Origin of the sequence: Actinotignum urinale DSM 15805, assembly GCF_000420445.1 — a bacterium.
Lineage (GTDB): Bacteria > Actinomycetota > Actinomycetes > Actinomycetales > Actinomycetaceae > Actinotignum > Actinotignum urinale.
The window spans coordinates 180928-203793 of sequence record NZ_ATUY01000002.1; the positions used below are offsets into that span (position 1 = coordinate 180928).

A 22866-nucleotide genomic window follows, 5' to 3' on the forward strand; every position below is an offset into this window, starting at 1 on the left:
GCGTGCTCGCAAACCGTATCGAAGTGGATACAACGCCATACGAGATGCGGTTGACGCAGATGGGGCAAAACCCGCTTGCCACCAGGTAAAACGCGCCGTGGTGTTGACCGTCGAGCCGCAAATTTGGGCAGTGCGGCTTCGGCATCTGCCGTGACCGGGAGACATAGCCGGGCATCGCGAACCATGCCGGCGGGGCGGAGAGTAGAGCGCCAAAAGGTATGGTGAGCGCCAAAAACTATCGGGACCGGGTTCTCAGCGCGATCAAGAGACCCAAATATGTTCTGCTGAATGCGCTAGTCGGATTCCTGCAAGGCCCCATTAGGTGGATGGATGACAAGGAAGGGCTTCATGACCATGATCGTTTGCGAGATCTTTTCGCCGACAGGGTTCTTGAATCCCGTGAAGCCGTCTATTGCGACGACCTCGACACCATCCTGCCAAGCCTTGTCGCGGACGGCGAATCAGGTCTTGAAGGTGGCTGTGGAATTCCTGACTCGGCGTAGAATGGGGTGAGGTCGAGGACGGCGATCATATATTTGTCCCCACGATGGGCATGACGCCGCACATGCCTGCAACCGAAAACAACGATAGCGGCGCAATCGAACTTGCAAGAGCGAGGCCTTCTCGGCAGCGACGCCCCACCCCACCGGACCCAACATAGACCTCAACTGGCAAGAGCTCGAAGGCGCCCGTGGGGCATTAAAAGGTGTAGTCGTGCTGAGTGCGTTCTAAGCCAACGAAAATACAGTTCTCCCTAAAACAAGACGTCTTGCCGCGTACACCCTTGGAGCCCTAGCTGGCGCCCTAGATGAGCAGCAGGAATGTTGGAGAGCTCCTTTGGTTCAATCTTACGGAGTCCACCCCCGTAGACACGGCCGCCAGCAATCAGCGAATCTTGGGAAAACTGATTTAGTGAAGCGTGGACATCGTCCAGCGTGAGCAACCCATCGCGAATCGCCTTCTTGAGTTCTCCGCACGGGTAGAGCATCAGGTATCCATTGGTCGCGATGGCTTTGGAGCGATTCAAAATGAACCTGAAAGGGGCTCCCTTCCCGTTCGCTCGCCCCATGTATGTAAGAAGAAAGGGAGCGGGTTCCCGGCTCTCGACTTTGTACCAAGGTGACCGATTGCGCACCAAGTACGAGTTTCTCGTCTTTTCGTCGGCAGCCTTGAAGTACCTCGCAAGGTTTGGATTCTTGGTGGCCAGAGTTGATTCCGATTCACTCGAACTCATTAGGACGAGTTGCTCAGTCACCAGGGGCCAACCATCTTCATCGGCGGGGACCGCAAGTAGATCTAGTCGCCGAGGTGGGGGGAGAACGGGTATGAGGTCTGAATCGTCGATGCCTTCGGCCAATACTTCTCGCCTAGGTCGGATGAAATAGGAGTTATTCCCGGTTGCGATGCCCCGTCGAATTGTAAAGAAGTCAGAGAGAGTTAGCTCAACGTTGTGATGATTGGTGGCGGGTTCGTGGAGGAAATAGCCACTCCACCGATTTTCTCCACGGAGGGCAGACTGTGGGAACGTTACTTTCTGTATTTCTGGGTCATTAATGTCGTCTCCTTCGGAAAAGGTGACGAGGTGACTCTCGTCAGGCTTCTGATTCTTGAAAACAAGGATCAGCGAAGTTACGAGAGCGTCGTCAAAGACCAATCCGTCGGGGTTAAACCGGTGAATGCGCTCAACAGATACCGTTTCGGCCAAGTATTTCCTGACGAACTTACCGTAGTTAGTATCAAGGAACTCAGAAGGGACGAGCCATGCGGAAACAGCGCCTGGTGCGAGGCAGAGATGAGCGCTAAGAATGAAGTAAACATAAAGGCCAGACAAACCGGATGGAGCTCGTCCGGAGACTCGGGAGCTGATCTCAGAGTACCTAGCTTTGGCCTCTCTAGACATGTGATGGTGGCGGACGTATGGAGGATTTGCAATGAGTAGATTGGCTGTGGGGGTGGCAGAGGAGGCGAACTCTAAGAAATCCTGATTGACAATTTCTGCTCCGAGCGAGCCCCATAACTCTGCGGCCAAGTCAGCGAATTCCTTATCTTTTTCGACGCCAATGATCTTCTCAAAGGTCATACCTAATTTCTTTGCCTCAGACAGTGCAGCGGAAATAAAGGCGCCTGAACCGCTAGACGGCTCTAGCAACAGCGGCTTGTCAATAGTCACGAGGGGGAGAACAAACTTGGCTATCGAGTGTGCGAGAGATGAGGGAGTAGCGAATTGTCCTTCCTTGTTACGCTCAACGGCGTCCCGCTTAGCATCTAGTCTGTCCTGGTCAGCCAGACGCTTGGCCTCCAGTGTCTTAAGATCAAATCCCTGCAATTTCGAGATCCTCCACACGATGTTCCCAGATCCAGTCGAGCCCCTCAGCGGCTTCGTAGCCAAGGTATCCAGCATCAAAATAACCGCATAGAAGAAGGAGAAGGTCAAGTTCCTCTCCGTAAGTACGCTTTAGTTGATGTGCCTTTGTCGCCTCCTCCTTGCGTCTCTTATTCGTATTGGTGAAGTCACCAGCACTCTTGGCTTCGATAAGGACAGGGAAGCCAGATGGTCTGCGCACGTGTGGCTGAACGACAAGGTCAATCGGCATGTTGATGATCTTGCCGTCTTGATTCTGGACTGGGACATTGTGGTGTACAGAGAAGGTTCCTGCAGGGAGGTCTTTCAAAGCTACGTCGCTAGAGAAGCGTTCTTCCCGGTAACCCCGCGCAGTCAGCCATTCCCGCATAACAGCCATTTGGCGCGCTTCCTGGGCGTTACGAAAAATGGGGTCGGTCACAGCGCCGCATCTACGATCTCCCACTATGACTGAGGCAAGCTCGACCTGTTTATGAGACGGTGGCGTTTTCGTCTCGACCCATTCGAAAAGGGTGTCGTCGAGCAACTCCATAATGATTGCAATAATCTGAGTCAGGTTCTGGCGGAGCGCTGCATCAGACATCCGGGCAGGAAGTCGCCCTTGTTCTAGGGTGTTCACGAGAGATTTCGGAACATCGGCAAGACCAACTAGGCGGTCACGAGCGATGGGTGGCGCCGTGACCATCCGAAGTGTGCCGATGATCTGGGGGTTGTCAATGATGTCCTGTGGAGTAAGCCGATTCATGTAATCAGTAGCTTCAAAGAGATGCTCAACTTCATCAATAACGGCAGAACGAGATCCACGGTAGGCCTCAGGCGCAGCTTCAAGGAACCATTCGTTGTACATCTTCACGGATTGGTAAACATCCTCTTTCCAGAGGTCAACTCTGTGCCGATTGATGTTGGGTGTGCTCATTTTGATTCCTTCTTTGCTACGGTCACGATGTCAGAGAGGTCGCAGTTGAGTGCTTCGCAGATTTTCACGAGGACGGTTGTGGTGACGTTTTCGTCTCGGCCGAGCTTGGCGATGGTTGCTCCCGAAAGTCCGGTCATTTTCCGGAGGTCTTGTTTTTGAAGCTCTCTATCGATGAGCAGTTTCCACAGAGGTTTGTAGCTCACTGTGAAGCTGGGCGGGTTCGTCATCGCTGTTCCTCCTCTGCAACGTCGTACACATCGTCTAGGTATCCGTAGCGTCCCTGTGTCTTGCTCTTCGAAAACCCACAGCAGACCCCTTTGTCTTGGCCCGGTTAGCGTGATTATTGGAAATTGGCGAGCCAGGGACAGCATCTTCTCCGACACTTCTCGAATGATCAAAGCGCCCTCCTTGAACACCCATCAGGTTTTACGTTAGCCTCCACACAACTCTAAAATGTGCGATTTGTATAAATGATACTTCGCGATTTACATAAATTTTACTATGCGGTTTGCATAATCACTCATGCTAACTACGCCAGGCAAGACATCCATGATGGATAAGTGAGGCATGACCATCACTCATCTAACAAGTCTTGACCCACAATCTGCGAAGCACCAGGCCACCACGCCTCTGCATTCTTCAAATAAGCCAGGTTTTCCGGACGAAAAAACGAGTCTGGCTAGGCGAGTTCGGCAAGTGAATCGGGAGCCTCAGCGCCCTCGGCGGATTCCTCTTCCTTCTCTTTCTTGCGTCTGGCAGCCAGGTAGCGGGCCACCTGGGTCGCGATCAGCAACGAAATCACGATTGCAATCAAGAACAAGGTCATCCACCACGACCACTGGGTGCCGTCGACCGCGGGGATTTGCGGGGTTGGGAAGATTCGCTCGCCGGTCACCAGCAGTCGATGGGAGTTGATGCCGTAGGGCGTGCAGGTGAGCAGGGTGGCCAGATCTTTGTCCTTTTCGCGGCCGAGCAGGGACGGGTCATTGGGTTTCACGACGTCGATTCTGGTGACGCGATAACCGAATGATTGGTCTTGAACCTCGAAGAAGAACTCGTCGCCGATCTTCAGGTCGGTCAGCCGGTCGAACATGGTGGAAGTCGGTAGGCCGGTGTGAGCTGTGATGACCGTGTGTCGGTCGACACCGCCGACCGGCAGGTCGGAGCCGAACATGTGGCCGGCACCGTTTTGCAGGGTGTCATGCTCGGTGCCGTGCCGAATCGGTAGCTTGACCTGGATCTTGGGGATCTTGACGACGCCAATCATGCCGCTCGGCTGGTCGAGCACATTCAGGTATTTTTGGTATTCGGGCGAGTCGGGGAGCACGTTGCCCAGGTACGGGTCGAGCACCGGGAAGCCCTTGCGGGTGGCATTGTATTCCCTGGCACGCTTGATGTAGGAGTCTTTCAAGTCCTGGGACTGCTTGTTCACCTGGTTCTCGTAGGCGCGGCTGACCAGTTTGGCCTGGTGGTTGTTCCAGACGGTCGAGGTGATCGGGTATGCCAGGCAGAGCACGCCCAGCAGAATGAAGATTAGTGGTGTCCAGCGCTTTCGGCGATTTTTCTTGTCGTTGGCCTGGTCGTCCGAGCCGCGAAAGGCTCGGTATTCGGGGTCGGGAGTATAAGCGTCGTCTGCAAGAGAGGTTCGCGTAGCCTTGCCGGTTGCCTCGTTGTGGCCTTGGAGATCTTCGCTCATTCTTCCTACCGTGTCTTTTCGCAGTAACTAGCCTGCGTGTGGTTTTAGAGAGTGTGTGGGGGCTGACCGTTTGGCCAGCCCCCACACACTGTTCAACGGCTATCTACCGCTACGCGTTGTTAGGCGTCTTCACGACGACGCGAACGCATGTGCATTGCGGTACCGCCAGCTACCAGGCCAGCGCCCACCAGAGCGAAGATGCCAACTCCGATGGCGCCGGTGCGAGGCAGGTTGAACCACGTGCCAGAGCCCTTGGTCCGGACGTTGGTGATACTGTAGACGCTGGTACCAGGCTTAACAGTGACATGGGTTACTTTGCCGGAGAGGATGTAGCCCGAAGGAGCCTTCTTCTCAACCACATAGAATTCCATGCCTGCCTTGGCTTTGTAACCCTCAGTCTTGCCGTCAGCGCCGGTGGTCTTGGTGCCGTACTCAGCAGCAACTCCTGAACAGTTCGACCGATCGTCGGACTTAACACAGTTGTTGGCGTCAGCCTCATTGGCGAAGGCGATAAACTCTGCGCCCTGAAGTGGAGCACTATCGATGGCGTCGATCTTCTCGATCTGGAAATCGCCGAACCTCATGGTCGGGTTTGAAGGACCAGGGTTGTCCGGATCGGGATTGCCCGGGTTCGGGACAACCGGGACGGTGGGGTTCTCGCCATCACCGTAGCCGGGAATGAAACCGAACTTGTTGACTACGACAACGTTACCCTTACTGTCTTTCATCACACCAGACAGATTGTCCTTGAGTTTCAGGTTGAAGACAGCGGTGACAGGAATGTTCTTGCCCTCGTTGCCGGCCTTATTGGCCTCAGCAGCGATCTTTCCAAGGCCGGCTTCGGTGAAGGTCACCTGGACACGTTTACGCGTACCATCGGTGTAACCAGAACCAGCCGGGTCGGCTGTGACAGAAACAGTGTAATCATCGCCCAGAGTCAGCTTGGTGTCGCCGGCCTTCACATCACCTACAACGTCCGCAGTAGGATCAACGAAAGCGTCGAGCTGGACGTCATCGAAGATGGCGAAGCTCTTAATATCGGCCGCGGTCAGATCCTTAGCGCCCTGTTCGGTGCCCTTGGACTTGTTCAGCTTGGCGGTAACGGTGTAGCTGGTATCAGCTCCCGCGCCAACAACGCTACCCGACGGGTCGCTCTTGGTGACGTTGCCGGTCACGTCGACGTTCTTCGGGTTAACGGTTACGTCGTAGTTGTAGGTCAGGTTGGTCGAATCGGTGCCGGTGATTTCCGGGACGGTCATGTAGAACTTCTTGACATCCACGGTGTAGCCAGCAGGAATCGTGGTCTCCTCGACCTGGTAGAGGCCTAACGGGAGGTTAGAGAAGGTTGTCTCACCATTGTCGCCAGTCTTCTGCTCAGAATGCACAGTGCCGGTAGTAACAGCGGTAGCGGTGCCTTTATTCATCGCATCGACGTTTTTATAGATGGTCTCCCAGCCTTCGTAGCTAGTGGTATTCACGTCATCATTGCCGATTTTGGTGACCTGAGTGACGGTGAAGCCAGCGCCTTTAACCGGGGCGCCACCGTTCTTGTCATCTGTCTTGGTGATCTTGATCGAGCCCGTGGTCGGTGCTCCGTGTGCCCAAGGGGCAGTGCCAGTGGGCGCAGCGTTCGCTGCTCCGCCAGCGCCCAGTCCGCCGACTAGCGTCAGCGCGAAAGCTGCTGCTAGCAACTTGCGGAATGACTTTTTCTTAGTCATTACTATTCCTTTCATTTTCATTTTTGACATTGGTTGATGTCCTTGCTACCCGAAGTTTCGGACCCGGCATCTTTCGATGCCCCCTATTATATCCATCATTCGAATTGGTGATTATCTCGTCCCAACTTGTGCTTGTTGGATCTCTCCAGCGGGCACAAGATGAGTTATTTGGCTTTCCACCGATCGGCCAGTTTTGGCTGCCCGGCCGGCGGACCCCACTTAAACCGTGGACTTTTCACGCCTGTTCTGACGCAGGTAGCCAACCCCCGTCAAAGCAACTATCAACAGCGCCGCGTAACCCGCGACGTAGTTGAGGCTAAACACGCCCGTCTTGGGCAGAACGAACTTCTCGACAACGTGAATCGTGACCGGCATGCGCACCCAGTTGACACCCTCTTTGGCTTGTGTCGTGCCGCTGCCGGTGGCATTGCCATTCTCGTCGATGGTGACGCCGTTCAGGCTAGCGTAAACCCAGCAGCTATAGGTGCCGACGTCAGCCTGGTTAGCGTTGCCGTCGATCCTTGCCGTGGCGCGGGCCTTGTAACCGGTTGGCGGCTGCGCATCCTGTGTGGCGCCCACCAGAGCCACACCGCTCGGCATACTTTGATTATTCGGCAGGCAGATCGTCTGCAGAGTGATGGGGCCGCCCACAGAAGTAGAGTGAGCCTCGACGTTCATCGGCCTGAGCATCGGCGAACCCTTAACGATGGTTACCTCGTTGGGATCGACTGTCAGCGTAAGCTTCTGGTCAACTTTCTTCCAAAGAGCTTTCACCTCGGTGTCTTTGGTGACCGTAATCTCGGTGCCTGGCGCTACTTCCTGACCATCAATTTCCCATGCCTTAAACTCCGGAGTGCTATCAGGGGCAGTAAAAGCATTATCCGAAATCTTGTACTTTGAGCCCTTGTTGAGCGTCTTGCCATCCATATTGCCGGTGCCGCCGTTACCGTTGTAGCTAACAGTGGCAGTTTCGAGCTTCTTGGTTGCTGGATCTGAAACGAGTTTATCGGTGTCACCCTCTAGACCGCCATTATCCTTTGCGGTTGCCGTGATGGTCCCGGCGAGTTCGATGTCTTCCACGCTCAGAGTGATCACACCGGATTCTTCATTAACACCCGGTCCGCTCCATTTATTGCTTTGCAAATCTCGCGTTGCAGTGACGGTTTTCTCCGCTCCAGAAGCATCCTTATAGGTGACGGTGTAAGACAGCAAGTCGGTATCATCACCGGAATCTTTATAAGCCGGTGGAGTAATGGTGACTTTGCCGGTATTCGTATCTACCGCAATCGCAGGAGATTTAGGTGCAATATTTTTCACCAGATCCTTGGCAGGGAATGTTATTACTGGTTGAGCTCCCTCTTTTACCTTGACTGAACCATCTGGATTTTTTACAGGTACCGGATTCCAATTACTATCATAAGTAACTTCCGCATCACTAGCACTAAATATCTTAACATTTCCGCTGTCATCAAATTGTATAACTGCAGGGATTCCTTCCCAATCAGTACCAGGATTTCCATCAGGGAGTTTAGATACGCCATTTACCGTATTGGCATCTCGAATAGCTTTATCGATGGCTTTTTTATCGGCATCCGTTAATTTGTGAGGATCTCTCACGTAGACTTTGTCGGGGGTTGCTACTACCGGCTCAGACTTCGCGCAAGAACGGAATTTATGTGGCTCTTTGACAACGATACCGAACTCTCTTCCGAGTTCTAAATCTTTAACCTTATCCTCGATTGGGAAAGTAACTTTTTTGCCGTCTTTGGTTACTGCTTGAGACATCTCTTGTGGGTTAGATTTGTCCACTTTACAGCTTCCATTTTCGCCAAACGTCCTCTCCTCTCCATCCGTAAAATATTTGACAAAATAAAATTTCGTACCTGCGGCAACCTCTTTATCAAGTGTAACGATAATCTCTCCGTCTGTTACCTGGACTTTTTGTATTGTCAAACCAGTAGATTTTTCCTTTACCGTTTTGATTTTTAGGTCCGTAGCTTCAATTTTTCCGGAGGTTGACCCATCGGTATAGGTTACTTCATAGTAGGCATGGTCCGCGGTATTGATAGAGAATTTAGTTTTGGCAAGGTCAAAGTCATTCACAATGTCCGGATTGACTTTCTTCAGCATTTCAATAGCTTCTGCTTGCTCATCGTCACTTACAATGTTGGCGTCCGGTTGTTCTATCCAGATTTCTCCTACTGGCATTTTGATCTTGTCTTTATTCGCGAACGCCTTTGATGGCTCAGCATTTGCGGGCACCACAGAAGATGTATCGCCACCCAAAGTTTGATAGACCGTCACAGTATCGCCTGCTGCAACTTTAATGTTGTTAGGCAGAGTTACCGTCCAAGTAGTTCCACGTCTAGGAGTAACGGAACCAGTGAATTTTACGTTACCATTCTTAGCTTTTAGGGTCACATATACAGTCGACCTTACAATCCCTACACCAGGTATTCTTTTTCGTTGTACATTACCGCCAGAAATAGTTGTGGCATCGTAATAGACTGGGTCAATGGTCGGTGCCGGTATAGCACCACGCACGGGTTGCCCAATAATCTCCGGCCCGATCTCTAGGCCATCGCCAGCCTGGGAGCTAATCTGTAGATTCTCGGCTTGAGCCAAAGACGGGCTCGATAGCGCGAAACCCAAAGCACAGGCCAAGGTTACGATCAGTAATTTTCTAACAATACGAGCTGGTTTAAGCAACGCTCTGCCGGCATGTGTTGCAAAAGATACGAACATGTCCTTAAGGTCGAACATTATACCTTCCAATCTAGTGCAGTAGCTGAATCTATCCCCCTGGAGAATACCACTACTTCATCCAGAGAACCAACCCGTTGAGCTCAGGTAGGTGGTTACAGCTACAGGAATATAGCTAAACAAATAAAGCAGAAAGGAAAAGTTGTTCTCAGTGCGTTGATAACGGAAAAAATGCGGGACATGATTCATTGACATGTAAAAACACGTGTATTTTATTTCTGGAAGCTCTTTGGGTGTTCACGATGAAGTGCGTGTTCCGTCGTCGCAAGAAACTCGCGTATCCTTGAGGGTAGCGATAACCGGTTACCGGCAGGGAACCGGTGGAGATAATGACACAGATACGCTCACTTTGGGAAGGCATAATGAAGTTTGTTTCAACTCGTGGTGGCATGGAGCCAGCGAATTTCATGGATATTTTGCTCGACGGACTCGCCCCGGACGGTGGTCTCGTCGTTCCGGAAACAACACCACGGCTGAACACGGATGAGTTAGCGGCTCTACGTGACCTCAGCTACGCAGAGTTAGCGGCGCGTATTATCGGGCTTTTCGCCACGGATATTCCTCGCGAGGATCTTGAGCGCATCACCGAAACAGCTTATGGGACGGATCGTTTCCCGGAAAACACGGTTCCCGTGACGTATCTTCACGACGAATTTTTCCTCGTCGGGCTTTCCGCCGGACCGACGATGGCCTTCAAGGATCTTGCCATGCAATTCTTGGGGCAAGCAATTCCGTATGTCCTTGAGAAAACTGGGCGCACACTCAATATTGTGGGGGCAACCTCGGGGGATACCGGATCCAGTGCGGAACATGCTTTTAAGGGCGCACCGGGAGTTTCGGTGTATATGCTTTCTCCCAAGGGGCGCATGAGTGCGGTTCAGCGCGCGCAAATGTATTCGATTACGGACTCCAATATTCATAATCTCGTGGTCGATGGCGTTTTCGATGACTGCCAGGACATTGTGAAAGCTGTCAATAATGACGCCGATTTCAAGCGCACACACCATATTGGTGCCGTGAATTCCATTAATTTCGGGCGTATAGCGGCGCAGGTTGTCTACTATTTCTGGGCGTGGTTGCGTTACACCGATATTGTGGATGAAGACTATACGACGGAAAACGCCGGGCATCGTGAGATTGCGGTGTGTGTTCCTTCCGGTAATTTTGGAAATATTTATGCGGGGCATCTTGCCAGGCGCATGGGCGTTCCGATTGCTCGGCTTATGTTGGCAACGAATGAGAATAATGTTCTCGACGAATTCTTTACCACCGGGCATTACACTCCGCGTAGTCGTGAAAACACGTATGCAACATCCAGTCCCTCGATGGATATTTCCAAGGCATCTAATCTTGAGCGTTTTGTGTACGATCTTGTGGGCGCTAAGGAATTTCCTGAGGCGTGGGCGCAACTTGATGCGCAGGGAACTGTGGATCTTGAATCGTATGTAGCGCGTTTGGGTGCAGAATTCGGGTTCGCTTCAGCAAAAAGTGTTCATCAGGATCGCCTCGACTCGATTCGAGCAACTTTTGAAGAAACTGGCGTGGTTATTGACCCTCATACGGCAGATGGCGTGACGGTTGCGAAACGTTTAAGCGACGGCACCCTGCCTGTTTTGATTATGGAAACAGCTAAGCCCGATAAGTTCAGGGAAACCGTTGTGGAGGCGTTAGGGCAGGACGCTCCGGATGCTAGCGACGTTGTGAAGGACATGCTTAAACGCGAACAGTTCACGGTTGATATGCCGAATAGTGCGGATGCCATTAAATCCTATATTGAGGAAGAGGACCGCTAAAAAGGCAGGAATCCGGGTATGGGCATGAACTGATTGATCTGGGTATTAAGGAGTTCGTGAACAAAAAGGCTGTGGCAAATTCGCCAATCGATGGCGAATTCTAGAGCTATAGTTTCCGATACAGTTGGGGGTGTTGGTAAATACCAACACCCCGAACTCCGTCGTAAAACTAAAGTATTTCTAGTTGTGTGCCACGATTTTCTTACTGGAACGTTTTTTAATTTCGTAAGCAACGAGTAATACCGCAAGCCATATCGCTCCAATCGCTACAGACATGCGATACGACTCTTGGACAAGCATCAAAATCGTACATGCGGCCATCATAATGAGTACGAAAATACTGGAGATAATTCCGCCAGGAAGCTTGAAACTTAGTTCCTTAGCGCGCTGGGCACCAATGCGCTTGCGGAACTTGATTTGCGTAATCATCACCATTGTCCAGTTAATCAACCCCGCCATAAGCGCAACACTCATCAGATAGTTAAACGCAAAATCTGGGAAACACAGCACAATAACAACCGCAACGACGGTAATTGCTGAGGACGCAATAACGCCAATAACCGGTGTTCCGCGCTTGGACAAACGCAGGAAAGCCTTGGGCGCGTTGCCCTGTTCCGCCAGTGCGTAGAGCATACGGCCGTTTGAATACAGCCCGGAATTATAAACGGACAGAGCCGCCGTAATGACGACGAAATTCAAGATATGCGCTGCAATTTTAATACCGGCGCTATCAAAAATCTGGACGAAAGGACTAGAGTTTCCGTCGATAAAATCCCACGGAACAACGCACATGATAATGGCGAGTGCCCCAATATAGAACAACAAAATACGCCAAATAACCGAATTAATGGCGTGAGGAATAGATTTTTCGGGGTGCTCCGCTTCACCGGCAGTAATACCGATCAGCTCAATACCACCGAAAGAAAACATGACGACGACGAAAGCCAGAACCGCGCCTTTAGCCCCCTGGGCGAAGAATCCGCCGTGGTCAACCAGATGGGACACGCTAGGTGTAACGCCGTTCGGTGAGGTGACTTGGAAAATAATAAGCCACAGTCCCAGAACAATCATCCCAATAATGGCGAAAACTTTAATCGCCGCAAACCAGAATTCGAATTCTCCGAAAGCACGCACGCCCATGAGGTTCACGCCCGTAATAAAGACAAGGAAGAAGGCTGCGGTTAACCAGTGCGGGACAGAGGGGAACCAGTAGTTAATATAGACGCCAACAACGGAAAGTTCCGCCATGGCTACAAAAATATAGTTAAACCAGTAGTTCCACCCGGAAACGAAACCTGCGCGGTCACTCCAGTTTTTGTAGGCGTAATAGGAGAAGGCGCCGGCAACTGGGGAGTCCACGCTCATTTCACCAAGGGCACGCATAACAAGGTAGATTGTTAGGCCACCAACAAGGTAGGTGAGCAGGATCGCCGGGCCGGCCAAGCTAAGGGAACTGTGGGAACCATAAAAAAGCCCTGTACCGATAGCGCCACCCAGCGCAATCATTTGAATATGTCGGTTGCGCAAATCGCGATGCAAACCCGCCACGTGTGGGGTGGGGTCTGCGACCGTAGTTTGAGTTTTTGTAGTATTCACACCGTTAGTTTAGTCTGGCTTGTTACTTTTCGAATGCCGTCTTATGTTTGTGAACACGAGTAATCGGTGAAGAACCGAGGTTTCCTTTACTTGACGGCAAGAAAGAATTAGTTTCCGTAGCTGAACAACGTTGAAGTATCGAGGTTTCCTTCACCCGATGGCTGGGTGCGTGGCTTGCGGTGCACTAGTTAATGGGCGAAGCGCCGAGGGTGACCTTCACTGTTTGTTGCGAACCATCACTCTTTTGGACGGTGACATCAACAACATCGCCCTGCGAGTATGTCCGAACAGTTTTCGCAACTTGAGAAGGCGAACGAACGTCCTGGCCGGCAAGCTTCAAAATAATATCCCCATTTTCCAATCCGGCTTCCCTAGCTCCAGAATCCGGTTGGACAGCTTGAATAATTACACCACCGGAAGGTGCCTTCGCAACCGTAATACCCAGGGCGGCGTTACGTCCAATACGGACAGTCCCGCTACTTTCCCCACGTCTAATCTGGTTCACAACAGACATAACCTTAGAAATGGGTATCGCATAACCATTAACTTCCTCAGAAGTCTTGCCCTGACTTGCTGCCGTATCGATCCCCACAACTTCACCGCGGGAATTAAACATTGGTCCACCAGAATATCCCGGAACCACATCCGCATCCGTGAAAATCATGCCACCTAGAGTGCTGTATCCCAAACCGTCATCGTTGGCGATACGAACATTTTGGTTGAGCCTCAGGACTTTTCCGTGTAATTCAGTCAAATATCCCTGTCCGCTACCGTTACCGACAACACTAATGGCGTCACCAACTTTAGCCGGGGTCGTAGAAATTTTCGCGGGAGTCAAATTTCTTGCGTTTTTTAGCTTCAGCAAAGCTATATCGCGCGTTTCGTCATGTCCCACGACTTCAGCATCGTATTTTTTACCTGTTTCAGCAATTTCAACACGTATTTTTTCTGAACCCATCACCACGTGATAATTCGTGACAACCAGTCCGTCTGAAGTCAAAATAACCCCGGTTCCGGCTCCCAAACCCATAACGACACGAGTATTAATGAGCACAACGCCGGGTGTTTTCACCTTTGTGCCCTTTTGAATAGGTGAACTTCCATGGGGGGCGTTTTGAGATTCGTTGTCCTCAGAGTAGGGCATGTAGGGTTCGTCCCTATTGTCTGACTTGTTTCGCGGCCCCGCGTTTCCGTCGTCGTAACGATATTTAAGAGAATCTTGCGAGGTGGATTTGTTGTGGAAAAAGTCGGGAAGTGAATAGCCCACCCCGGTGCCGATAAGAAGGGCAATAACCATGCCGATAATACCGATGAAAGCGATTTTGCCTCCGCGCAGTTTCGGCTTTGCGGGTTCTTCAAAAGAATCCGGGAAAGTCAGAGAGAGGCTACTGTAAGGCGAGCCAAGCCCGGGTGACGGATAATTTTCGTAAGGAGAGGAGAAGGGCTGTTGCCGGTAACCTTGTGAATCCTCGTTGAGTGGACGGTACGGTGACGTGTTCCCCGAATATGAGAATGGGTGTGGGGAAGAATCGTTTTGAGGCGAGAACGGTTGTTGTGATGGGACACCTTGACGAACGTAGGGGTTCGACGACGAAGGTGTGCCATATGCACCATTCTGATATGAATCAAAATAACCATTCCCATAAGTATCCGAGTTTGACGTTGACGAATTGGCGTCATTATACGTAAAGGTACGTGGTTGAGAATAAGGATCCCACGATTGTGAAAACTCGTCCGCATCACGACGTTCCGAGGAATTGTTCATTCCGTTCCTTTCGGCATAGACACCGCAATATTATTCGTTGTTCATCTGAGAATTGTCTGAATGAATGGGGAAAATTTTGTGTATCGAGTAAAAACATACAGAAATGTGGAGGTGGGGTGGTGAAAAGTTTACACCCAGGTTGCCAGCCACATATGAATTTGCCAGAACCAGAAAGGAACCGACATTCCCGTCCACAACGGGTACCAGAATGCGGAAAAAATAAAGAGAACGACGGCTACGGTCACGAAAATGACGAGAGAAAAAGGACAACGTGTAAATGTCCACCAAGGAGGCGAGTCCTGAGGGGAATTCACAATCTCTGAAAAAGTAGGGACGTCGGTGTTTTCGTCGTCGTAAACCGTGATATTCTCGGAATCCGGTTGGGGGAGAACCCATACGTCGTTCTCCGCATGGGTCGGGTAGATGGAAAAAATAACGCTTTCTTCAGTGCCGGAGACATGAGGTTTGCCAAGATTAGACGTCAGGACGCATAGACCGAAGGTGAGCGCAAGGCAGACGAACGGCAAAAAGACAATCGCGTAAAATTCAAAAATTGTGCGGTTCGTGTAGCATACCCAGGGTAACCAGAGGGCTGCGTAACCGCAGACAATAAACCAAGCACGCCAATCGCGTTGACGAAGGGCATACCACAGCACTACCCATAGGCACGCGAAGGCAAGCCACCACAGCAGAGGGTTACCAATTGAGGTGATAGCTTGGACACATTCCTTGCTACCACAGTTTTTTGGTGTGTTCCCTACGCCTTCCCAGTAGAAGGACACGGGGCGAAGTTGTAATAACCAATCCCATGCCTGCGACTGATACGTGTGTTTCGTGCTTAAACCATTATGGAAATCCCACATTTGCATGTGGTAATTCCATAGTTCTTGAATTTTTTGCCACACTGAATCATCTACTGTTCCCTGAGTTTTTCCATAAAGCGATCCGCGCCCCCACGAATGCGGGTTACGCCACCATCCAAGCCACGACAAAGTATATGTAACACATGCAATCGGGATGAGATGGAAGAAGGCGGGAACTCCTTCTTTCCAAAAGCCAGCAACACCCCAACGGTTAATGTGAATTGTGCGTCGCGCGAACGTTCCCCACGCATACACGGTTATTCCGCAGACGGCGAGCGCATAAATACCGGACCATTTCACCGCGCAGGAAGCGCCAAGGAAAAGCCCGGCAAGGAGGAGCCAGCCACGAATGTGCATATTAGGGCCGAGTTTGCACACGGTTCCGTCGCACCGAACCCGCCCAAAAGCAACGCTGTGGGCCAAAACAGCCCGCGAAGAATCACGATCTTTCAGTATTGCCCAGAAGCTGAGGAGAATGAAGAGCGCCAAAATATTGTCAAGAAGTCCTGTGCGAGACAATACGATACCCATGCCGTCAATCGCCATGAGGAAACCGGTGAAAGCCGCAATCCACGGGGAAAGAAACAAGCGTAGGGAAATTCGGATAAGCAAAATGACGCTCAGAACGCCGCACACCGCCACCGTTGCACGCCACCCATAGCCATTAGTTTGCCCAAACAGCCACTGGCCTACAGCCATTAACCATTTTCCTAGTGGAGGGTGGACCACATAATCGGCGGTGGTCGTTTGGTATGAATAGTCTCCCATGGAGAAATAGATGTCGTTTTTCACCCCGCCCTCCCACTTTGCCTCATAGCCGAGGCGAAGGAGGGAATTTGCTCCCTTCACATAGTAGGTTTCGTCAAAAACAAGATTATTTGGGTGAGAGAGTCCGACAAACCGCACAAGTGCTGCGAACAGGGCAACAACACCCGTGAGAATCCAGGAAAGACGGCGTTGTGCGTCAGATAAAATTTTTTCGCCGACGGGAAACAGACCGAGGCGTCCACGAAGCTCGTTTTCGTAACGTTGCTGTGCATCCGGGGGCAAAAATGCGGTCTGGGTTCTCTGGGTCACGTAAAAAGTTTATCGAAAAGGTTGAATTAGTGGCGTAAGGCCGCGCTTTATGAGCGTTGGGGCTCTACGGTTATCGATAACGTTAGGTGTTTCCTTGGCGGTGGATATAAATATTTCGCAGAAAACATGTCCTGAAACCTGGCACAATAGGAACGTGATTATTTGCGCGGCTACACCTATTGGAAACGACGAGGACGCAACACGTCGCCTCGTTACTGAAATGCAGAACGCGGATGTTATTGCGGCAGAGGATACGAGACGTTTTCTTAACCTTGCCACGCGGCTCGGGGTGGAGGTGAGCGGGCGCGTTCTTAGCTACTACGAACATAATGAAGCTCAACGTGGCCCCTATCTTATTGAACTTGCGCTGGAAGGTAAGCGTATTCTCCAGGTTAGCGACGCAGGTATGCCTTCCGTCTCGGATCCCGGTTATAGGTTGGTTGTCCGTGCGCGCGAAGCCGGTGTTCCCGTGACGATTGCCCCTGGCCCTTCCGCTGTTCTCACTGCGCTCGCGGCCTCCGGTTTAGCGACGGATCGTTTCAGTTTTGAAGGTTTTGTACCGCGTAAAGAACAAGAGTTGCGTGATGTGTGTCAGGGTTTACGTAAAGATCCGCGCACGTTGATTTTCTTTGACTCTCCCAGGCGCCTGCCCGATACTTTGAGGGTAATGGCTGAAGAGCTCGGTGAGGAAAGGTTGGGTGCGGTGTGCCGCGAACTTACTAAAACTCACGAGCAGGTTGTGCGCGCTTCCTTGTCCGAGTTAGCCGTTGAGTTTTCGGGTGAGGTTTTAGGTGAAATAGTTATTGTTGTATCGGGGGCGACGAAAGAGAGCGTATCTCAAGCCAATAGTGACGAAGCAATCCGGGATGCGTTAAATCTGCACGAACGTGGCTTGCGTTTAAAGGACGCTGCCGAATTCGTTGCTGAAAAAACTGGTATGAAGAAAAATATGATTTATCAAGGTGCGCTCGCGCTGAAAGAAAGCACTCACTAATTCGGCATATTTTTCCCGCGAATATCCGAGAAATCAAAATCGCTATCGTCTGCGTCGTCGGAAAAATCGATGTCCTCATCGATGTCGAAGTCTAGATCGAAATCGTCGTCCTCGTAAATGACGTAGTCAGCCTCGACGCTATCTTCCGAGGAGTCCTCATCGGCTTCAAAATCAACATCGTCATCGAAATCGTCGGGTTCTGTTTCATCAAAGTCAAGGTCGGAATCGAAACTCGCAGAACTTGTTGCACCGTCTGAGTATTCGTCGTCGAAATCGGTATCGGCCTCCTCATAGAATCCGAAACCTTCACCGCTTTTGAGCTGTTCCACGCCGGCATCGTCCATTTCGGCGCGTGCCAGGGCACCTAAATCTTCACTCACCGGGACGGTAAGATCGCTGAAAACGCGAGTGCGGAAGCCAACGCGTCGAGCATCTAACGCAGTTTCTTTCACGCAATGCGATTCTGCAATCCCCACAACATCAACGTCGGTAACATCGTGGGAGCGTAGCAGATCTTCCAGCTTGTTTCCTTCCTCATCTACGCCTTCAAAACCGGAATAGGCGGCTGAGTATTCGCCTTTTTTCACCGACATGTCAATAGGTAGGGAGGCAATTGCCTCGTGAAGTTCAGCTTCTGCGGTGCCTGCAACGCCGTGGGGTGGCCAAGAATCAACAAAATCCGGGTTATCTGAGAAATGGCTACCTGGATCAACATGCCAATCTTGTGTGGTGATAATGAGATCGTATTCGTCGGAAAAATCGGTGACAAAATCGGCAATCCGTTCCGCACACGCATTTCCGCCCTCAACGGCTAAAGCGCCACCTTCGCAAAACGTGGGTTGTACATCAACAATAATGAGTGCTCGTACCTGATCCATGAAAACTCCTGATGTGACATCGGTAGTGCGAAAACCTTTGACACTAGACTAAGCGAAGTTGTGCAGGATTGTGAAGTGCTGGCCGTGTTTTGTAGCGATTTGTAGGGGTTTAAGTGAGAACATATTCATTTTTGCCCCAAAACGCGCAGTTTTTCGTGTTGTCAGAGTACCCTAGATATATGACGAATATTCTTTCAGCAGTAGCATGGCCATATGCCAACGGGCCTCGCCATATTGGACATGTTGCCGGTTTCGGTGTTCCCTCCGATGTTTTTTCACGATACAAGCGCATGGTGGGCGATGATGTCCTCATGGTTTCGGGAACCGATGAGCACGGAACCCCGGTGTTGGTGGCGGCAGATAAAGAAGGTATTACGCCCGAAGAACTCGCCGATAGAAATAATCGTATTATTGTTGAGGATCTTGTTGCCTTAGGGCTGTCCTATGATCTTTTCACAAGGACGACGACGAAAAACCACGAACATGTGGTCCAGGATATGTTCCGCACCTGCCGTGATAACGGGTACATGATTGTGCGCGAGATGCCTGTTGCAATTGACCCGGAGACGGGCAATACGTTGCCGGACCGCTATATTGAGGGGACATGTCCGCTGTGCGGATATCGCCCGGCGCGTGGCGATCAGTGCGATAGCTGTGGAAACCAGCTTGATCCAAAAGATTTAATTGAACCCGTCTCCAAGATTTCCGGAAAAGCTCCGATTTTTAAGGATACCGAACATTATTTCCTCGATTTGCCCGCGTTAGCGCAACGCCTTGGCGAATGGTTGGACGAAGTGGACGAATCGGGAACCTGGCGCCCCAACGTGATTAGCTTCTCGAAGCACCTGTTGGAAGATATTCGCCCACGCGCCATGACTCGCGATATTACGTGGGGGATTCCGGTTCCGGGGTGGGAAGAATACCCGAATAAGCGCCTATACGTGTGGTTCGATGCCGTGATTGGTTACCTTTCTGCCTCGATTGAATGGGCTCGTCGCCGTGAATTAAACGGCGAGGGAAGCCGGGAAGATTGGCGTAAGTGGTGGAATGATGGCGCTGCCGAATCCTATTACTTCCAAGGTAAAGATAATATTGTGTTCCACTCCCAGATTTGGCCGGCCGAACTCCTTGCCTATAACGGGGAAGGCTCGCTCGGCGGGAAACCGGGAAATATGGAACGATTGAACCTCCCCACCCAGGTTGTGGCATCTGAATTTTTGACGATGGAGGGCAAGAAGTTTTCCTCGTCCAAGGGCGTTGTGATTTATGTTCGTGATGTGCTTTCGCGCTACCAGCCGGATGCGTTGCGCTACTTTATTAGTGTTGCCGGCCCGGAAACATCCGATAGCGATTTCACGTGGAGCGAGTTTGTGCGACGCAATAATTCGGAGCTTGTTGCCGGTTGGGGAAATCTTGTCAACCGGTGTTGCGCAATGATTGCCAAGAATTTCGGGGAAATTCCGACTCCCGGTGAGCTGGAAGATATTGACAGCAGGCTTCTTGCGCACGTTGAAGAAGGTTTTACGACGGTTGGTGATTTTATTGCAACGCATCATCAGCGCGCCGCGATTTCAGAAATTATGAGGCTTGTGGGTGAAGCAAACGCTTACGTTTCTGAGACGGAACCGTTCAAAATGAAGGATGAATCTCAGCGGGAGCGCCTTGCAACCGTGCTGTGGACACTCATCCAGGTGATTAGTGATCTCAACACCATGATGAGCGTATTCTTGCCACATTCTTCTAACCACATCGATGCGGTTCTTGGTGGGGACGGAATGATTGCCCCGATGCCGGAACTCGTCGAAACAACCGATCTTGATTCGGGTAAACCGCAGGTGATTATTACCGGAGATTACACGAAACAGCATCCGTGGGCGCGGGTTGCGGTACGTCCGGGAACGCCGATTTCTAAGCCTAAGCCCGCTTTTGTGAAACTCGATCCCAGTATTGTGGACGAGGAGCTTGCCCGACTCGGTTTCGGGGAGGGCGAGGCGTAAACCGTGGGACATTCCAAACGGAAAAAGGATCGTAGCCAATATCCGGATATTCCCGAGCCGTTGCGGGCGGGAGTTGTCGATAACCATACGCACGTCAACTACAGTGAGGGCGAGATTTTCCCTGGGGATGACCCAACATTTCCGCCACCCATGAGCGCGGCCGAGCACGCCAGGCGCATGGAGCTTTCCGGGATTCGCCACGCGCTCACCTGCGCTTGCGAATTGCCCGCGATTTGCCCAACCCTCGATATTGTTGAGGCGTATCCGCAAGCGTTCAGCGCGGTTGTGGGGATTCACCCCAATGAGGCGGCTCTTCACTGCGGGGTAACAACCGTTGCGGCCGATGGTTTGGACACGGGTTTGGATGAGCATCACCGCGAGTATTCTCTGGAGGATGCAATCGGGGTTGTTGCCGATGTTGCCCGCGATTCCCGTGTTGTTGCGATAGGGGAAACCGGGCTGGACTATTTCCGGACGGCGGAGGATGGTGTGGCTGCTCAGAAGGCGTCGATGCGCGCACATATCGCGCTTGCCAAGGAGTTGGATCTGCCCCTGCAAATTCATGATCGTGAGGCGCACGCCGATATTGTAGAGATTCTGCGTAAGGATGGGGCGCCGGAACGGACGGTTATTCACGCGTTTTCCGGGGATGCAGAGTTTGCACGGCTTTGTGCGGAACACGGGTGGTACGGGAGTTTTGGTGGGCAACTCACGTATAAGGCGAATGAGTTTATGCGCGAAGCGTTTTTGGCGTTCCCGGAGGATCTGATTTTGTTGGAGACCGATGCGCCCTATTTGACGCCGGTTCCGTGGCGCGGGCATCCCAATGCGCCCTACGCTGCCGTGTGGACGGCGCGTTTTGGGGCGAAGCTTCGCGGTATGGATGAGGATACGTGGTGTGAGCGTCTCAACAGGACGACGAAGGACGTGTACGGTATTTAGTTGCGCGTGTGGCGTTTCACCTACGTGTACTACAGTATTTAGTTGCGTGTGCGACGTTTCGCTTGCATGTACTACGGTATTCGTTGCAGTTATTTTCACGAAGGCGCTACTGTAGTTTATTGCTATGCACAATACGTAACGAAACGAGTCGGGGAATCGCCGAAAAGTTATCTGTGCGAAACCTGAAAGGAAAGTCTTGAGCTGGCTCACGATTCTTTAACCTCCGGGGAATCGGCATTAGAATGAAAAAAGATTGTCATGTGCCACGTTACGTGGCTGGGGTTGCGCGCATTAAGCAACCATAATAAAAGAAGTATTTCTGGAGGAATCTTGGCACGTCACAGCGCTACGGAAAACCAAGTCAACGCGAAACTAGCAGATCGTCCGCTAGGTGCGCGCTCTAAAGCCCTCCGAGCAGAACGTGAAGGTCTCGCCCAGAAAAGGGCAACTAACGTCGAACATATTTTAACGATGTCTCAGCCGGAGAAGGCCACCGGCACAGAACAGTTGGTAGCTATTTGCGAACCTGCGAAGGTGTCCGAGCCGGTAAAAGGCTCCTCTTTCTCCAAGTCGTGGAGTTCGCGCGTGGCATCCGTACCGATGTCTCATAAGGCTCTCGCCGCCGGTTGTGCAGTGTTAATGGCGGGTTCTGTTTACGGTGTTTTTGCGGAAAACTCGATTCAACCGGCGTTCGCTCAGCCCGATAACAACACGGGAACAGCTGTTGCAACTAGCGATAAGGAAGGCGAACAGGTTTCATTAACTGTTGTGTTCGACGGACATTCCAAGAAGATTACTACCCGCGCAACCACGCTTGGTGATGCTTTGCGTTCCGCAGGTATTACAGTTGCCGGAGATGATGAAGTTTCTCAGGGGCTCGCTACCCGCCCGGTGGACGGTTCAACCGTTCGTATTACTCGTGTAACCTATACAACCGTAACCCAGGATGATGTTGACGTCGCTCAAAGTCAGGAAGTTCAAGACGCTAATCTTCCTAAGGGGAAAAAGCAGGTTGAAAAACAGGCCAAGAACGGCGTAGTTGCTAATACATACCGTATTCGTATGGAAAACGGAAAAGAAGTGTCCCGCACTATTACTTTCGCGGTTCAAAAGCAGGAACGTGTGGATGGCGTAGTGAAAGTTGGAACCAAAGAGGGCGTTTCCGGTGCTGACGGTATTCCCGCAGGTGGCCCTGCTGTTCCTGCTGGAAGTGCCCAGGAAATTGCTTCAGGAATGCTCTCTTCTTACGGGTGGAGCCAGAATGAGTTTTCTTGCCTGGTGAATCTGTGGAATCGTGAGTCGGGGTGGAACTACCAGAGTCAGAATCGCTCTTCGGGTGCTTACGGTATCCCGCAGGCTTTGCCTGGTTCTAAAATGGCGTCTGCCGGCGCGGATTGGCGCACAAACCCTGCAACGCAGATTCGCTGGGGATTGGGCTACATTAAAGGTCGTTACGGAAGCCCCTGTGGCGCATGGGGTGCATTCCAGAGCAAGGGTTGGTACTAA

16 protein-coding genes are annotated in these 22866 nt (G+C 51.6%); 6 read left to right on the forward strand and 10 right to left on the reverse strand.

From position 1 onward, the window contains the following. Positions 1-326 precede the first annotated feature (326 nt). On the forward strand, positions 327-503 hold the full coding sequence (locus G445_RS11435) for a hypothetical protein (protein WP_156825527.1): 177 nt from the start codon (positions 327-329) through the stop codon (positions 501-503). Positions 504-754: 251 nt separating this feature from the next. On the opposite strand, the gene G445_RS0102480 is transcribed toward G445_RS11435, so the two are convergent. The 6 genes from G445_RS0102480 to G445_RS0102505 form a co-directional block, all read right to left on the reverse strand. Beyond that, a complete protein-coding gene (locus tag G445_RS0102480; protein WP_306718280.1) occupies positions 755-2401 on the reverse strand; it encodes an Eco57I restriction-modification methylase domain-containing protein in 1647 nt (548 codons plus the stop codon). Then, complete coding sequence (locus tag G445_RS0102485) at positions 2313-3278, reverse strand: XamI family restriction endonuclease (RefSeq protein ID WP_022865991.1); 966 nt, start codon at positions 3276-3278, stop codon at positions 2313-2315. The genes G445_RS0102480 and G445_RS0102485 overlap by 89 nt, the downstream gene beginning before the upstream one ends. Next, the gene (locus G445_RS0102490) at positions 3275-3505 is read right to left on the reverse strand and encodes a helix-turn-helix domain-containing protein (RefSeq protein WP_022865992.1); all 231 of its coding nucleotides are present in this window, start codon (positions 3503-3505) and stop codon (positions 3275-3277) included. The genes G445_RS0102485 and G445_RS0102490 overlap by 4 nt, the downstream gene beginning before the upstream one ends. Before the next feature lie 452 nt (positions 3506-3957). Continuing rightward, positions 3958-4974: a class C sortase gene (locus G445_RS0102495; RefSeq protein ID WP_022865993.1), complete on the reverse strand. Its 1017-nt coding sequence runs from the start codon at positions 4972-4974 to the stop codon at positions 3958-3960. Between the two features lie 119 nt (positions 4975-5093). Beyond that, positions 5094-6692: a SpaH/EbpB family LPXTG-anchored major pilin gene (locus G445_RS0102500; RefSeq protein WP_026420879.1), complete on the reverse strand. Its 1599-nt coding sequence runs from the start codon at positions 6690-6692 to the stop codon at positions 5094-5096. A gap of 219 nt (positions 6693-6911) precedes the next feature. Then, a complete protein-coding gene (locus G445_RS0102505; RefSeq protein WP_022865995.1) occupies positions 6912-9455 on the reverse strand; it encodes a hypothetical protein in 2544 nt (847 codons plus the stop codon). A 362-nt stretch (positions 9456-9817) separates the two neighbouring features. On the opposite strand from G445_RS0102505, the gene thrC reads away from it, so the two are divergent. Further along, positions 9818-11248 (forward strand): threonine synthase, encoded by a 1431-nt coding sequence (gene thrC, locus G445_RS0102510; RefSeq protein ID WP_022865996.1) that lies wholly within the window; start codon positions 9818-9820, stop codon positions 11246-11248. A 180-nt stretch (positions 11249-11428) separates the two neighbouring features. On the opposite strand, the gene G445_RS09295 is transcribed toward thrC, so the two are convergent. The 3 genes from G445_RS09295 to G445_RS0102525 form a co-directional block, all read right to left on the reverse strand. Continuing rightward, the gene (locus tag G445_RS09295; protein ID WP_306718270.1) at positions 11429-12844 is read right to left on the reverse strand and encodes an amino acid permease; all 1416 of its coding nucleotides are present in this window, start codon (positions 12842-12844) and stop codon (positions 11429-11431) included. A 184-nt stretch (positions 12845-13028) separates the two neighbouring features. Then, positions 13029-14609 (reverse strand): S1C family serine protease, encoded by a 1581-nt coding sequence (locus G445_RS10725; protein ID WP_022865998.1) that lies wholly within the window; start codon positions 14607-14609, stop codon positions 13029-13031. 128 nt (positions 14610-14737) lie between these two features. Continuing rightward, entirely contained in the window at positions 14738-16549 is a 1812-nt protein-coding gene (locus G445_RS0102525) for a dolichyl-phosphate-mannose--protein mannosyltransferase (protein ID WP_022865999.1), read from the reverse strand. Between the two features lie 100 nt (positions 16550-16649). Between G445_RS0102525 and rsmI the strand changes: the two genes are divergently transcribed. Further along, entirely contained in the window at positions 16650-17543 is an 894-nt protein-coding gene (gene rsmI / locus G445_RS09305; RefSeq protein WP_306718271.1) for a 16S rRNA (cytidine(1402)-2'-O)-methyltransferase, read from the forward strand. Here the strand turns inward: rsmI and G445_RS0102535 are convergent. Then, complete coding sequence (locus G445_RS0102535; RefSeq protein WP_022866001.1) at positions 17540-18421, reverse strand: isochorismatase family protein; 882 nt, start codon at positions 18419-18421, stop codon at positions 17540-17542. The genes rsmI and G445_RS0102535 overlap by 4 nt on opposite strands. A gap of 179 nt (positions 18422-18600) precedes the next feature. On the opposite strand from G445_RS0102535, the gene metG reads away from it, so the two are divergent. The 3 genes from metG (at position 18601) to G445_RS0102550 (ending at position 22866) form a co-directional block, all read left to right on the forward strand. Next, positions 18601-20418, forward strand: coding sequence for a methionine--tRNA ligase (gene metG / locus G445_RS0102540; protein WP_022866002.1), 1818 nt, complete (start codon positions 18601-18603; stop codon positions 20416-20418). A gap of 3 nt (positions 20419-20421) precedes the next feature. Then, complete coding sequence (locus G445_RS0102545) at positions 20422-21360, forward strand: TatD family hydrolase (RefSeq protein ID WP_022866003.1); 939 nt, start codon at positions 20422-20424, stop codon at positions 21358-21360. 330 nt (positions 21361-21690) lie between these two features. After that, a complete protein-coding gene (locus G445_RS0102550) occupies positions 21691-22866 on the forward strand; it encodes an aggregation-promoting factor C-terminal-like domain-containing protein (RefSeq protein ID WP_026420880.1) in 1176 nt (391 codons plus the stop codon).

What these genes read in the sequence shown, in the direction of transcription:
- G445_RS0102500 (WP_026420879.1), bottom strand. Translation starts at nt 6,692, where the DNA reads ATGACTAAGAAAAAGTCATTCCGCAAGTTGCTAGCAGCAGCTTTCGCG.
- G445_RS0102495 (WP_022865993.1), bottom strand. Translation starts at nt 4,974, where the DNA reads ATGAGCGAAGATCTCCAAGGCCACAACGAGGCAACCGGCAAGGCTACG.
- G445_RS0102535 (WP_022866001.1), bottom strand. Translation starts at nt 18,421, where the DNA reads ATGGATCAGGTACGAGCACTCATTATTGTTGATGTACAACCCACGTTT.
- G445_RS0102480 (WP_306718280.1), bottom strand. Translation starts at nt 2,401, where the DNA reads ATGCTGGATACCTTGGCTACGAAGCCGCTGAGGGGCTCGACTGGATCT.
- G445_RS0102485 (WP_022865991.1), bottom strand. Translation starts at nt 3,278, where the DNA reads ATGAGCACACCCAACATCAATCGGCACAGAGTTGACCTCTGGAAAGAG.
- G445_RS0102490 (WP_022865992.1), bottom strand. Translation starts at nt 3,505, where the DNA reads ATGACGAACCCGCCCAGCTTCACAGTGAGCTACAAACCTCTGTGGAAA.
- G445_RS10725 (WP_022865998.1), bottom strand. Translation starts at nt 14,609, where the DNA reads ATGAACAATTCCTCGGAACGTCGTGATGCGGACGAGTTTTCACAATCG.
- thrC (WP_022865996.1), top strand. Translation starts at nt 9,818, where the DNA reads ATGAAGTTTGTTTCAACTCGTGGTGGCATGGAGCCAGCGAATTTCATG.
- G445_RS11435 (WP_156825527.1), top strand. Translation starts at nt 327, where the DNA reads ATGGATGACAAGGAAGGGCTTCATGACCATGATCGTTTGCGAGATCTT.
- G445_RS0102505 (WP_022865995.1), bottom strand. Translation starts at nt 9,455, where the DNA reads ATGTTCGACCTTAAGGACATGTTCGTATCTTTTGCAACACATGCCGGC.
- metG (WP_022866002.1), top strand. Translation starts at nt 18,601, where the DNA reads ATGACGAATATTCTTTCAGCAGTAGCATGGCCATATGCCAACGGGCCT.